The organism is Halostagnicola sp. A-GB9-2 (assembly GCF_030068615.1).
Lineage (GTDB): Archaea > Halobacteriota > Halobacteria > Halobacteriales > Natrialbaceae > Halostagnicola.
This window is the reverse complement of record NZ_JASJOC010000016.1, coordinates 1-13,454: the sequence shown is the minus strand read 5'-3', so window position 1 is coordinate 13,454 and position 13,454 is coordinate 1. Positions and strand designations below refer to the sequence as shown.

Below are 13,454 nucleotides of genomic sequence, written 5' to 3'. Positions count from 1 at the left end.
TCGAAACTGGCGAGTGAAACGGATCGACGGAACGGGAAACAGTACGCGTACCGAGAGGAGGATCCGATTGGAGGCGAGTCGAGGAAAGCCGAGTCGCTCGAGAAAACTCGACCTCGGTTCGAACAACGCATCCCGGTTCGCAGAAACCGTGAGCCCGACTCGAGGAATGGCTTTCCGATTCGTTTACGGTCGCGTCGCGAACTGATCGATCCGTGGCTTCGCGCTGACCGGTACACGGTGGCGGTTCGTCGCGACTCGACGAACACGATCACCGCAAAAAAGACCGAAGCGGCTACCCAGAGGCTGGTAGATTACTGATCGCGGGCGTTGTACTGGATTTCGGCTTTCGCGTTACCGAGTACCTGGAGTTCCTCGATATCGCCGTCGAACCAGTAGGCGTCGAGCCAATCCGCAACGGCTCCACTGACGCGTTTGCCTTCGATCACGTCTTCATCGTCGATCGAGGCCGCTTCGTAATCGGATTTAACGACACCGCCGGATGCTTTGAAGGAATACGTGCTGGGCCCATCTGCTTCGGTTCCGTCGATAATCAGCGCGTTGGCGAACAGTTCCTGATCACCGTACTCTGAGACGTCGATTTCCTCGCCGTCGAGGAAGACGGCCGCCTCGCCGTCCGAAAAGGTGATATCAGAGAGCGTACCGGAGAAGCAAAACTCCTGCGTGCCGTCAGTGACGGAACTCTGTGCGGTCGATCCCGAGACCGTCGTCGCCTCGTCTTCCGGATCGGCCTCCGAATCCAGTTCGATCGTTCCGTCAACCGTGATTCCGAAGCTCGTCGGAACGCCCCGCCCTTCCACGAGGAGTTGGTGTGGACGGTCCTCGCCGTACTCCGCCGGATCGATTTCCTCGTCGTTCAGATAAACTGACGCCGGACCGTCCGCCGTGAACTGCTCGAGATCCCCGTTGAAGCGGAAGGCGTCCTTCCAGTCGGCGACGACGCCGTGAACCGTTCCGTCGTCGATTTCGTCTTCGTCGTCAATCGAGGCTCCCTCGTAATTCGACGGGATAACGTCGCCGTCGACGACGAACTCGTAGCGGGTGACGTCTTCTTCGGAACCGTCGAGTAGAATAACGTTCTCGAAGACGTCGTCGTAATCGTCCGGGTCGATCTCATCACCGTTGACGCGGACCGTGGCGTCGCCGTCGACCGAAAGGCGTTCGATTTCCCCGTCGAACTCCCACGCATCGAGGTAGTCAGCAACGTCGCCGCTCGCCTCGGTTTCATCGACCGATGCCGCGTCGTCGATAGAGGCATCCTCGTGTTCGCTCGGTTCGACCACCTCGCTGACGACGAACTCGTAGCTCGTCGTATCCGGAGTTCCGTTGCCGTCGAAGACGATGGTGTTCGTGAGCGAGGGGACCTCGTCGTCGTCCTCGTCGTCTTCGGGCGGCGCTTCGCCCGAGTCGCCGTCGGAACTGCCGGTGGCCGCCTCTTCGGCCGACGTCGGAACGCCGTCGGGCATCGAAAGGTCGGGGTTCGAGCCCACGTTGGACTCGGAGATGTCCCACGACCCAGCACCGTGAATGCCGGTGTGATTCGTATCGCGTATCTGGATCGAGCCGCTGTCCCGAAGGTGGATCGCTTGATTGTACGATCCTTCCTGGAAGTCGCAGTTCTCGATCGTTAGCGTTCCCGGCGACCATCCCCAAAACGCTCGGCCGGTGTATCGCCCGTTGCCATCGTTGTACGCGACGGAGTTCGACACCGAGGAGCCGTCCGTTGCGAGCCGGTAACAGGAAACGTAATTGTTGGCCGCATAACAGCTATCGATTTCGATCGTTCCGCCGCCGTCGTACTCCGGAGCGGAGGCGTAAATGCCGTTGTTCGGCCAATCCTGAATGTTACAGTTTCGGATCTCGAGGTGTCCATAAAAGTCTCGGTGAGCGAAGATACCGCACTGACCGTGACTGGAGTACTGTGCGGGTCGAACGCATCCGTCGCCCATGTACACGTTGTCGATTACCGTGTCGCCCCCGCTAACGACGATTGCGTGCTGATCTGCGGTGTGAGTGCCTCGGAAACCGACGTTTCGAATCGTTACGTTATCACCGGTGCAGTGAAGCATCGTCCATCCCTGATCGAAATCGATGATCACGTTCTCGAGCGTTTCGCCGTCGCCGAGCCTGATTTGACCAGCACCACCGATGACGTCGTACTCGTCTTCGTCAGCCGAAACCGGGTTCGCACTCGCAACCGCAGCAGTCGCCGCGGAGGTCCCAGCGAGTTTGAGATACGATCGTCTATGGAGTAATCCGTTATTACCGCTCAATTCGTCCGTCTCAGCGTCAGTATGGACTACGTCTTCGTCCAATACCGGAGGTTCGCGTGCCATGCATTCGGGTAATTCCATCATACCGGTATAAACCTTCCCTTGTATTTTTTATAAAATTAATAGATTATCCTTGTATTGAGAATGTTCGTTCAGTTATTCATGGATTTTTACTCACGAATTATTATATATCGGTTAAAACATTGAGTTTCCAATACTATATTACCGAGGAACCTCCCGGATCAAGTTGCAATAATTGAGTATTACTCGCCAGGCAATCGGCTTATCCACAGGATTCACTAGAAATGGAAAGTTTGTCCAATGGCAATACGTCATAGAGACGGAAACTCGAACGAGTGCTATCGACCCGGTTCACTGTTCGATCACTATCAGTCCGGTCAAATTTTACTAACGCGTGTGTGTTCTTCGATCGTCTCCGGTACAGCGGTGAAAACCAGTTGTCCGAAACCGCGCGCTGACAACCGTTATCCCGAACGGACGGACTGTCGCCGGCGAGAACGGTGTCCCCGAAAACGGCACGTCCGCTCAGAGATGCGCTTTGACCTCGCCAACGTCGACGACACCACTCGCAACCGAACACAGCGCCCAGACGAGGATACCGGAGGCGACGACGCCCAAGAGCGTAAACAGCCCGCTGATAAACGGTGCCAGCGCGTAGACGGCTACAGTCATCGCGACGGTAATACCGCCCGTCACACCGAACGATCTGGCGATCGTCTCCCAGCGAAGGTCGAGTTCGCTGTCGATCAAATACAGGTTATAGAAGACCATCAGCGCAAAACACACTCCCGTCGAGAGCGCGGCTCCCTCGACGCCAATGAGCGGAATCAACGCGATGTTCAGGCCGAAGTTCGCAGTTCCGGTGACTCCCTTCCCGATCGCCCGCTCGGTGGCTCGCCCGAGATAGTCGAGACTGTCGTTCGTGATCTTATCGATTGCCTGAAAGAGGATGAAGACGCTAAATAGCTGTAATACGGGGACAGCGCCGAGGTACTCTGAACCGAAAACGAACCGAATACCCGGTTCGGCGAGCAAAACGATTCCCACGACCGCGGGAAGGTAGAGCAAGAGAATGTACTCGAGCGATTGCTCGTACACTCGCGCTGCTCGCTCGAGTTGTGCCGAGGATTTGTGTTCACCGAACGTCGGAGCCACGGTAAACCCGAGCGAACCCGCAGGGGCGATAACGAACGTCGACACTTGCTTTGCGAGTTCGTAGAATCCGACAGCGACGGGTGTCAAGAAAAACCCGACCATGAGTGTGTCGACTCGTTTGTACAACACGTTGCCGCCCTGCGAGGCGGTCAACGGAACGCTGTACTCGAGCACACGTCGAGTGAGACCCGGTTCGGCCGATTCCGTCCGCGGGTACGTTCGAACGATTTTTGCGATGTAGAGACTGGCGAGAAGGACCGCAATCGCGTAGCCGATGACGAATCCCCCGATCACTCCGACCGTTCCGAATCCCAGGACGAGAAAGAGCACGATCGTCCCGAACTGACTCGCGTTGGCGACCGCCCTCGTCACACCGGTCAGGGGGACCTTTCCGAACCCCTGAAACAGGATCGTCACGTATCCGTACGCGACGTTGATCGCGATGTATGCCGTACCAACCACGAGCAGTGGACCCAATGCCGGCTCGTCGTAGACGACAACGATCGGTTCGATGAGAGCAAAATAGACGAGACAGACGATTCCCGTCGTGAAAACGAGTGCCACCGTCGACCGGCGAACGACGTGACGAACCTGCGTGCGATCTTTCTGCGCGTACTCGGTGACGAATTTCGCCGTCGATTTCGGAATGCCGACCGTGCCGAACAACGACGCGACCGAAAAGATAGAGATGGCGAGATACACTGTCCCGTATCCGTCGGGCCCGAGCATCCGGGTAAGCAACAAAATAATTCCGGCCTGTGCACCAAGATGAACGAGTTCCGCCCCGAAGGTCGCTTTGACTCCGCGAGCGATACGTTGTGAGAGAGACATTGCTATCGAAGTGAGGGAAGCCTACCGCGGTGATAATCGACGATTCGCGTCCCAATGCGATCGAGTCGACTCACGTTGTGCGTGATCGAAACGACTCGCGTTACCGCCTGGTCGAGGCGATCTGCGTTACTGCGTGATCGAGACCGTTTCCTCGGCCGGTTGAGATTTCTCGGTCGACGGCTCTGCGGCGGCTCGAATCGCTTCCATGGTTCGAATCGTCCACTTTGACTGCTCGAGCGACGCGGGAACGTCTCCGTGACCCTCAAGGCACTCGACGAATTCGTCGAAGATGGCGAAGTGCGAGTTGGATTCGGCCTCGTTCTCCCAGCTATCGTCGAATCGGTTCGACGCGACGAGTTTGACGTTCTGAGCGGTGCTCGATAGCTGTGCCATTGAGACGTCGACCGCTTTTTTCGTCCGGGAGACAGCCGAGTTCGTGTAATCTTCATCGACGGTGTACAGCGATTGATTGATTTCGTCGAGAATGAGCGACTTCTCGGAGCCGTTGATCACGTGCATGCGCTGTGGCTGCCCGCCCGAGAGCATCTTCACACTACAGAGCACGCCCGACTCCGAGACGTAGTTGACCTGCGCCTGGTCGTAGCTAAATCCGTCCTCGTACTCCTCGAGGAGCGCCGTCTGTGCGGAGATACCGTCGATGCTCTCGGGGAACCCGCCGACGCCCAGAACGGTGTAGATGGGGTGTGGGATCCCCTCTTCGAATTCGCCGCCCGGAAGGTCGAACACCCAGGACCCGCGGTTAACCTGGTCGGGTGGTGTGAGACCAGTATAGATCACGTCGACGCTCTGGAGCTTGCCGAGCTCGCCGGACTCGATCATCTCGCAAGCCTGTCGAACGACCGGGTAAAACAGGTGATTGTGAATAACGGTCGCGGGAACGTCGTATTCTTCGGAGAGCTCCTCGAGTTTCTCGATTTCTTCGACGGTGACCGTGGCCGGCTTTTCGATGATGACGCCGACGCCCGCTTCGATCGCCTGACTCGCGATTTCGAAGTGGCTCTGAACCGGCGTACAGATATGCAAACAGTCGATTCCCGCCGCCAATAGTTCCGAGAAATCCGTAAACGCCATCGTTCCGAACTCGCGGGCGCGTTCTCTCGCGACCGATTCGTCGAGATCACAGATACCGACGAGTTCAGTTTGGGGGTTCTCTCGAGCGCCGCGCAAGTGCACGCGTGAAATCGTTCCGCCGCCAACGACTGCAGTTCGAACTGCCATATCGAACGGGTGTCGACAAACAGTATTAGTTTTGGACCGGTTACCGTTTTGAACACTGTCGAAAACGAGAAACTGAAACGTGGTATAGCGGACATACTGTCGAGCAATACTGTCGTCAGTAGCACTTAGTTAGCGCCGCGTCGATTCGCTAGTCGGTCGTTTCGAACTGTAGTAAGTCCGTTGTAAACACTCGTGACGAATGTTTCGGTCGCAGTGTACCGACTCGATGAAAAAGTGGCTCCCCCACCAGGAACACATTGCTGGCACGCGAACTGTTCCGGCAGTGAAAGACGAATCGGGAGCCACCTCATCGTAAGAGATTCTGCGACAAAAACCCTTGCAGTGTTCACTCAACTGGTTACTCAATCCGCGAGAGTTTGCCGTCGACTGTCTGTTGTTCTCGTCGATTGGCAACCACGTGAACGATCGAGAGGAGACAGAAGGCAACGACGACTGCGCCAGCGAGGGCCATGGTCGGAACTGCAGTCAGGGGCGGAACGCCGAGAAATGCACCCGTTAGTACGGCAACACCAACGACGCTCAACACAGCGTAAAACCGATCCCAGCGATCCTGTTGATGGGTGTCCGTATCGAGGTACATCATTAGCAAGTCGGCGTTATCGGAGAGGTCGATTAGGCCCCGATCCTGATCGTACTCGACGATGCCAGCATCGTCCATCTTCGGGAGATGAGTCTGATACAACGCGACGTACACCCGTTTTCGTTGGTCCGAACTTAATGCATTGATATCCGTGTCGTTCTCCCAGGCCGCGATTTGTTCGGCGAGTTCACCGAGGGTTACGGTTCCCTCAGTCTCGAGCAAATACGAGAGTACTTCTCGACGACGGCGGTTTTTCAACAGTTCGAAAATGACGTCCTTCGAAAGGCGAGCGTTCTGCTCCGGGTCAGTTACCGCCGTGATTTCTTCGGGTAATGACGTATCTACTGAGGACATTACCGTACGCCTCCACGAGCGGTTCGACCCGTTTCAAATCGACTCATCCAGTCCTCGAAATAACCACTAGACGGGCCCTTCGTCACCACCCACTGTACCGATGAACGGCAGGTCGCAATCACGATTAACACACCAATTTGTAGACCAACGGTGATACTCTTAAACACGGCCACGTTTCGCATCCATTGCAAAGCTGGTACGGAGTCACTTCCCCGACTGTCGTATCGGCCCGCCACTGCTGAAACCCAGACAACCACACGAAACAATTCGTCGAGCGTATCGCCAAGCATCTCGTCCCGGTTGGAAACCGCTATCCACACTGTAGGCGAAGAATTCGGGTTCGATACCAAATTTCGAGGAACAGATCGGTAACGAGAGGAGCATCGTAATGGAGTCACTGGGACGAGACGTTCGATGCCATCGACATAAACTAACTCGACAGTTCGGTACTAAAATCTCTCTTTACGAGGTGAATCCCCCATTTCTAACCCGGGTACAAAACGACACGAGAACCTCGGGAGAGCTTTGCCAAGTCACCGGACAGCAGTTCGGATAGCGTGTGAAGAAGGACTGAATCAGGTGCCGGGAGTCGATTTCCAAAAGGGTAGCCGTCTCCGATACACGCCGGCGAAACAACGATGGAGAGGCGAGGTCAGAACGACGAAAAGTACGGGGCGATTAGCGGCTCCCGGTAAGTCTGTATTTCCGTCGAAACCATGTGACCCCCTTACAGTCTTGCCATCGGTTTTTCAATTACTGATGAGCCGGTCTACCATCCACCGCATTAGAGACGAGACACAGGAGACAGAAACCGAAGCGGACCTGTGTCCTGACTGTGAGACCGCAACGATCATCCAGGACCCGGATCGAGGTGAACGAGTCTGTCAGGACTGCGGTCTCGTCCTGAGTGAAGATCCGATCGACTACGGACCAGAGTGGCGAGCGTTTAACGCCCAGGAACACGATCAGCTGTCACGAGTCGGCGCACCCCTCACGCAATCGATGCACGACAGAGGATTAACAACAACTATCGATTGGCGTAACCGGGACGCGAAGGGCCGTTCGATGTCGGCAGACAAGCACGGTCAGCTCCATCGACTGCGCGTCTGGCAGGAGCGAATCCGAACGAAAAACGCCGGCGAACGAAACCTCAAGTACGCACTTTCCGAAATCGATCGCATGGCGAGCGCGCTCGGCGTTCCAAAGCCAGTCAAAGAAACGGCTTCCGTCATCTACAGGCAGGCACTCGAGCGAGACCTCATTCGTGGCCGATCGATCGAAGGCGTCGCGACGAGCGCGCTCTATACGGCCTGCCGAAAGGAAGATATTCCCCGGAGTCTCGAGGAGGTCACCGCCGTCGCACGCGTCGATCAGCGCGAGATCGGTCGCACCTATCGGTACATCGCCGACGAACTCGACATCAATCTGGAGCCGACGAACCCGAGCCAGTTCGTTCCGCGATTTTGCTCGGAGCTCGACGTCGGAACGACCGTCGAATCGAAAGCGATCGAAATCATCGAGGAAACGACCGCACAGGGACTTCACTCCGGAAAGTCACCGACGGGGTTCGCCGCTGCGGCGATCTACGCCGCCGGGCTCCTCTGTGACGAAACGATCCCGCAGCGGGCCGTCGCCGAGACTGCCCAGACAACCGTAGTCACCGTCAGAAACCGATATCGCGAGCAACTCGAAGCGATCGATCAAGAGCCCGAAGTAGCTACATGATCGAGCGCTCGTCCTCGCCGTAGACCTCTTCGTTTATCAGCGCGTGAAGGGTTGTATAGGGAACGAACGCGATGAACTCGTCGTCCTCGTCGTACAACTCGAGTCCCTTTTCCATCTCGTCGTAGCGTTCACAGACGATCTGGCCTTCGGGGAGTATTGCTCTGTACATGCTCGGTTGTACGATGTCCACGGAGAAATACTGTACGGGAAACATCATATACGATGAATGTGCTACCAGTCTGTCGAATGGGAAAACCGAGGGATCACTGGGAGACGATATAGCGAGCAAGAGCGGACTAAAACGGGGAGCGACAACGGGAAATCCGAAGCTGAAGAACAGGAAGTGTGAGAACACGTTCAATGAAACCACAACGGCGAACGAAATCTGTTTAGTCGTACCGGCACTAGCACCTCCCAGTGACCGACGACCGTTCTTCCAACCGCCGTTCTGAAGATCGAGCGAGTTCCGACGAATCGAATCGGACGACCGACGACGGCGTCGGGTTGGACCGGGCGGGAGATGCAGAACGCGATAGCAGTGGGGGATCCGAGAACGAATCCACCGACGCCGTTGAAGACGACGAGCACACGCTCACGCTCGCAGCGTTCCACGACGCCTGCCAGCACGAAGGGCGACCTGTGCTCACAGCCGGCGGGGTCGCACGCGCGCTCGAGGAACCACACGAGGCCGTCTCCGAACAGCTCGAGAAACTCGAGGACGCTGGCGAGATCGAATCGCTGTCCGTCTCGACGGATCCTGTCGTCTGGTATCCCAGCGAACTCGAGGATCTGACCGACAGGGAACGAGTCGTTGTTTTTCCGAAACGTCGGGAGATAATCGTCGACCGGCCCGACCAGTTTACGCGCGCCCAACTCTCGCAGTTCGCCCACCTCGCCGACACGAACGGCGAGAACGGCTACCGATACGAGGTCCGTCCAGAGGACGTCTGGCAGGCCCCCCACGATTCCTTCGAGGGACTCGCGCGAACAATGCGACAGGCGCTCAGCCAACGCTCTGACGATCTCGAGGACTGGGTCGAAAGCCAGTGGGACCGCGCCCGACAGTTCCGACTCGTGACCCACGACGACGGCTACACCGTGCTCGAGGCCCAAAGCGCGGAAATCATGGGCAACGTCGCCCGACAGAAACTCGACGAGGAACACGTCCACGCGCCCATCTCCGAAACGGAGGACTGGGTCAGGGAGGGTGCGGAGGCCGCGATTAAGCGAGTGCTCTACGAGGCGGGGTATCCGGTGCAGGATCAGCGAGAACTCGCGAGCGGCGAAAAGCTTCCGATCGAGTTGCAGGTCCAGCTCCGAGACTACCAGCGGACCTGGGTCGATCGGTTCGCGGAGGCGGGCGAAGGGGTCTTCGTCGGCCCGCCGGGGAGCGGAAAGACGGTCGCGGCGATGGGAGCGATGGCCCACGTCGGCGGCGAAACGCTCGTGCTCGTCCCCAGTCGCGACCTGGCGAGACAGTGGAACGAGGAACTTCTCGTACAGACCTCCCTCGAGCCCAACCAGGTCGGCCAGTACCACGGCGGCCAGAAGGACATCCGTCCGGTGACGATTGCGACCTACCAGATCGCTGGGATGGACAGACACCGCTCGCTGTTCGACGACCGAGAGTGGGGGCTCGTCGTCTTCGACGAGTGCCAGCACGTTCCCAGCGACGTCTACCGGCGGAGCACCCACCTCCAGTCTCGCCACCGCCTCGGCCTCTCCGCGAGCCCGATCCGGGAAGACGACCGCCAAACCGAGATCTTTACCCTCGTCGGCCCGCCGATCGGGACCGACTGGGAGGCGCTGTTCGAGGACGGCTTCGTCGCCGAACCGGAACTCGAGATCCGGTACGTTCCGTGGGGCGACGACGAGCAACAAAACGCCTACGGCTCGGCCGACGGCCAAGAGAAGTACCGTATCGCCGCGAGAAATCGGGGAAAGATCAACGACGTTCGGTACTTGCTCTCGGCCCACCCCGACTCGAAGGCGCTCGTCTTCGTGGACTACCTAGAGCAGGGGAGGGCAATCGCCGACGCGGTCGGCGTGCCGTTCCTGAGCGGCGAAACACCTCACCACGAACGCCGACGGCTCTTAGCGGAGTTCCGACGGAACGAACGCGAGCTGCTCGTCGTCTCTCGAGTCGGCGACGAAGGGATCGACCTGCCGACTGCCGACCTCGCAATCATCGCCTCCGGGCTCGGCGGTTCCCGACGTCAGGGAACTCAACGCGCGGGTCGAACGATGCGTCCCGCGGGTGGCGCGCTCGTCTACGTGTTGGCGACGAGAGGAACTCGAGAGGAAGACTTCGCCCGAAAGCAGCTCCAGCATCTCGGGCGCAAGGGGATGACGGTTCGCGAGCAGAACGTCGACATCGGAGAGTAATCCTGGGTCGACTTGTCTAACAGGTCAACACGAAGCACCCTCAACAGACCGTTCACCAACTAGTACCGCCCCAGGCGTCGACTGATGTGTAAAGCCAGTCGACCGCTATCAGATTCACCCATCAGTTCAGGCTTGGTTCGCCACTAGGGTTCGCGGTGGCCTTTACCGCTCGATCGATTCCGGCTCAAGTTCATCGGGGCTCGTCGGCGGGTTTCCACAAACCGTGACGGCGTTATCAGGGGTACTCGCGAGCGCGTCGACACGTTCGACGGTCAGGACGCCGACGCCGCTCTCGAGTCGCCGTCTGGCCAGCGCAGTGTCTTCGCCGCGCTCATCGATCGAGAGCTCGAGTCGAACGTCCAGTTCGACGGTGATATCGTTCAGGCCCGGTTCGAGCCCACGAACCTGTGGGTCATCGACGACTTCGACGACTTCGACGCGCTCGAGGACTCTTCTCGCGCCGTCGACGAGACTGCCGGTTGCGTTGATCGGAACTCGAACGACCAATCCCACTGCGAACGAGTGGCTAGTGCGTTCCATACTCCCCCGCCGAGGATCGAACTCGGCGCTCGAGTGGACGTCCGCGCGTTGACCAGTGCCAGAGAGTCGGATGCTCACTGGGGCACACAACGGGGGAACGCCCCGCGGAGGTCAGACTGACCGGACGAACGAGCCACGGGACCGACGGAACCCCGGAATTGTGTGACGTAAAATACCGAGAGGTCCTTCGAGTGACACCATCCATCCGGCCAGAAATCGAACCTACGCGGCGCGGATGGAGGTGCTGCCGAGTCCAATCGACAGCGACGGCATCCCAACCCACCCACGACCGTTCGACTCGAGGCCGATCGCCGGCCCCGGTCCATAGCCTCCACTCGTCGGACGAAGATGGACGACGAGTGGCGACGGATTGGTCGTGTGCGAGATCATGGATTCGGTGAACACGATTCCGGCGACTTCGACTGGACGTCGAAACCGAACCGTGATCAGCTACTCAATCAGTGTTGGTACACATACATAATTATTTCCCAGGTGTGTTAGCAACCAGCATTGTAGGCCTGTTCCCACTTTCGACCTGCGACGCACGAAGTCGGACTTGGCCACTGAAGGCCACCCTCGAGCATCTGAGACGATCCGTCGGAATGGCGCTGTCCGATCGAGGACTACTGCTCGTCCAATCGCTCTTCGATCGACTCGAGCGCCTTTCGCGTCGCACGCATCTCCTCGGTAAGTTCCTCGAGCACAGCGGCGTCAATCCGGACTGATCCCAGACCGTCGCTCTCGGCGCTATCGTCCGTCTGCGGACGCTTAGTTACCGCTCTGTCAAGCCGTGACTGGACTGCCAACGGATCTTGCACGTACGAGAGAGACATCTCGACACCGCTGCCGCCAGCGGTGCTGATCTGAACGGTCCCGAATCCGTATCGGCGGCCGACGATACCCTGATTATACCCGGTGTCCTGAATGTTCTCGTGACCGATATCGGTTATTTTTCGCGAGAATATACCGGTCTTCTTGAACACGCTGTCGGTCGTGATCACGTATGCGGTGTTTTGTGCGTGGAAGTACGTCGACGCGATGATCACCAATCCCACACCGAATAGCGGGATCAGGACGATTCCGGTAACAAACACCCAGACATACCCGAGGAGTTCCGGTTGCCCAGACCAGACCACCTCTTCGTCCGGCTCGAGCGACAGCCAGTCGTACTCAGTTGCGCTCACGATTGGTTCCCTCCCTGCTCGAGACCCTGATCGATGCGCTGGGCGGCTTTTCGTGACGCACGAACCTCCGAAAGCAACTCGTCGATACCGCTGGACTTCGATGGGTCTTTTTCGGTTTTCTTCTCCCTACGTGCTGATGCAACCTACCGATCCACCGCCGATTTCACCGTCGACGGTTCATCGACCAGATAGAACGCGAGCGTTGATCCTTCTCCACCGGCCGTGCTGAAGGAGACAGTCCCATAGTCAGACTGTGTCCCGAATATCCCCTGGCTGAGCGTTGTATCCTGAATGTTCTGGAGAGCGATTTGCGTAACCGAACGTCCGAGTACTCCCCACTTCGAGTAGACGTACTTCGTCGAAACGACGTAGTCGATGTTCGTCACATAAAAATATCCTATCGCAGTGATAGCGACCAGAACGAGCACGCCGAGGGCCGCACTCAGCGGCGTCGGCCAGACTATCAACAACAAAGCTGGGACGGCGAGTCCGGAGGCGACGACCCAGAGTAACACGTGCAGACGAGGGCGGCCGGACCAGACGACCTCCTCGTCCGAATCGAGTGACAACCACGAAAACGATTCAGACATGACTGGATGTCAGCTTCCATGATAAATTATTGTTGGCATTGACTCCGTTACGAAACCAACGACCACACCGTTTGTCCTCCGGTGTCGTTCTCGTTCTTCCGCATCGCTCCCGTTCTCGAGCGATAGTCGGGCACGCGGACATCCTATTAGTTATAAATGATATTTCTTTGATTATCTTGGAATGGTGAAATGCCTGAAGAAAACCCATACTAGTACAAGCTGGTTTCGTTGAAACGTGGGAGTAAACCCAGACAGCAGTTGCTACGGATGATAAAGTATGAATGGAAGCGGCGAATCAGATTTCCCAGAGGGTCTCCCACTCCAGTACTGACCGAAACGCAGGCGGGCTTATCTTCCGTGTTCGGGATGGGTACGGGAGGAACCCCGCCGCTGTGGCCGCTGTAATGTCGACCGGCGGAATCGAACCGCCGCAATGCCAATGTCGATCGCTTCGATTTCGATGATTGTGTATGAGTGGAGGCGGCGAATCAGATTTCCCAGAGGGTCTCCCACTCCAGTACTGACCGAAACGCAGGCG

Annotated in this window: 10 protein-coding genes and 1 rRNA gene; 2 read left to right on the top strand and 9 right to left on the bottom strand. The window is 57.7% G+C overall.

The window, feature by feature from the left end:
• Nucleotides 1-311 precede the first annotated feature (311 nt).
• From QNM96_RS21030 to QNM96_RS21015, 4 genes are all read right to left on the bottom strand, one after another.
• Nucleotides 312-2,354 carry a right-handed parallel beta-helix repeat-containing protein gene (locus tag QNM96_RS21030; protein ID WP_283838770.1) on the bottom strand — a complete coding sequence of 681 codons (2,043 nt, stop codon included), beginning with the start codon at nucleotides 2,352-2,354 and terminating at the stop codon, nucleotides 312-314.
• Between the two features lie 483 nt (nucleotides 2,355-2,837).
• Nucleotides 2,838-4,298: a flippase gene (locus QNM96_RS21025; protein ID WP_283838769.1), complete on the bottom strand. Its 1,461-nt coding sequence runs from the start codon at nucleotides 4,296-4,298 to the stop codon at nucleotides 2,838-2,840.
• 126 nt (nucleotides 4,299-4,424) lie between these two features.
• The gene (locus tag QNM96_RS21020; protein WP_283838768.1) at nucleotides 4,425-5,537 is read right to left on the bottom strand and encodes a Gfo/Idh/MocA family oxidoreductase; all 1,113 of its coding nucleotides are present in this window, start codon (nucleotides 5,535-5,537) and stop codon (nucleotides 4,425-4,427) included.
• 358 nt (nucleotides 5,538-5,895) lie between these two features.
• Nucleotides 5,896-6,492: an ArsR family transcriptional regulator gene (locus QNM96_RS21015; RefSeq protein WP_283838767.1), complete on the bottom strand. Its 597-nt coding sequence runs from the start codon at nucleotides 6,490-6,492 to the stop codon at nucleotides 5,896-5,898.
• Nucleotides 6,493-7,251: 759 nt separating this feature from the next.
• Here QNM96_RS21015 and QNM96_RS21010 point away from each other — a divergent pair.
• The gene (locus QNM96_RS21010; protein ID WP_283838766.1) at nucleotides 7,252-8,217 is read left to right on the top strand and encodes a transcription initiation factor IIB; all 966 of its coding nucleotides are present in this window, start codon (nucleotides 7,252-7,254) and stop codon (nucleotides 8,215-8,217) included.
• Here the strand turns inward: QNM96_RS21010 and QNM96_RS21005 are convergent.
• On the bottom strand, nucleotides 8,210-8,386 hold the full coding sequence (locus QNM96_RS21005) for a hypothetical protein (RefSeq protein ID WP_283838765.1): 177 nt from the start codon (nucleotides 8,384-8,386) through the stop codon (nucleotides 8,210-8,212). The two genes, QNM96_RS21010 and QNM96_RS21005, sit on opposite strands and share 8 nt — an antisense overlap.
• A 248-nt stretch (nucleotides 8,387-8,634) precedes the next feature.
• Here QNM96_RS21005 and QNM96_RS21000 point away from each other — a divergent pair, with 248 nt between their 5' ends.
• Nucleotides 8,635-10,602: a DEAD/DEAH box helicase gene (locus QNM96_RS21000; protein WP_283838764.1), complete on the top strand. Its 1,968-nt coding sequence runs from the start codon at nucleotides 8,635-8,637 to the stop codon at nucleotides 10,600-10,602.
• 162 nt (nucleotides 10,603-10,764) lie between these two features.
• Here the strand turns inward: QNM96_RS21000 and QNM96_RS20995 are convergent, their stop codons facing one another.
• From QNM96_RS20995 to rrf, 4 genes are all read right to left on the bottom strand, one after another.
• A complete protein-coding gene (locus QNM96_RS20995; protein WP_283838763.1) occupies nucleotides 10,765-11,142 on the bottom strand; it encodes a hypothetical protein in 378 nt (125 codons plus the stop codon).
• A 623-nt stretch (nucleotides 11,143-11,765) separates the two neighbouring features.
• Entirely contained in the window at nucleotides 11,766-12,326 is a 561-nt protein-coding gene (locus QNM96_RS20990) for a PH domain-containing protein (protein WP_283838762.1), read from the bottom strand.
• Between the two features lie 143 nt (nucleotides 12,327-12,469).
• Nucleotides 12,470-12,916, bottom strand: coding sequence for a PH domain-containing protein (locus tag QNM96_RS20985; protein ID WP_283838761.1), 447 nt, complete (start codon nucleotides 12,914-12,916; stop codon nucleotides 12,470-12,472).
• Nucleotides 12,917-13,198: 282 nt separating this feature from the next.
• Nucleotides 13,199-13,320: ribosomal RNA gene (gene rrf / locus QNM96_RS20980) — 5S ribosomal RNA — on the bottom strand.
• Between the last annotated feature and the right edge of the window lie 134 nt (nucleotides 13,321-13,454).

What these genes read in the sequence shown, in the direction of transcription:
- QNM96_RS20995 (WP_283838763.1), bottom strand. Translation starts at nt 11,142, where the DNA reads ATGGAACGCACTAGCCACTCGTTCGCAGTGGGATTGGTCGTTCGAGTT.
- QNM96_RS21025 (WP_283838769.1), bottom strand. Translation starts at nt 4,298, where the DNA reads ATGTCTCTCTCACAACGTATCGCTCGCGGAGTCAAAGCGACCTTCGGG.
- QNM96_RS21010 (WP_283838766.1), top strand. Translation starts at nt 7,252, where the DNA reads ATGAGCCGGTCTACCATCCACCGCATTAGAGACGAGACACAGGAGACA.
- QNM96_RS21030 (WP_283838770.1), bottom strand. Translation starts at nt 2,354, where the DNA reads ATGGCACGCGAACCTCCGGTATTGGACGAAGACGTAGTCCATACTGAC.
- QNM96_RS21005 (WP_283838765.1), bottom strand. Translation starts at nt 8,386, where the DNA reads ATGTACAGAGCAATACTCCCCGAAGGCCAGATCGTCTGTGAACGCTAC.
- QNM96_RS21020 (WP_283838768.1), bottom strand. Translation starts at nt 5,537, where the DNA reads ATGGCAGTTCGAACTGCAGTCGTTGGCGGCGGAACGATTTCACGCGTG.
- QNM96_RS20985 (WP_283838761.1), bottom strand. Translation starts at nt 12,916, where the DNA reads ATGTCTGAATCGTTTTCGTGGTTGTCACTCGATTCGGACGAGGAGGTC.
- QNM96_RS21015 (WP_283838767.1), bottom strand. Translation starts at nt 6,492, where the DNA reads ATGTCCTCAGTAGATACGTCATTACCCGAAGAAATCACGGCGGTAACT.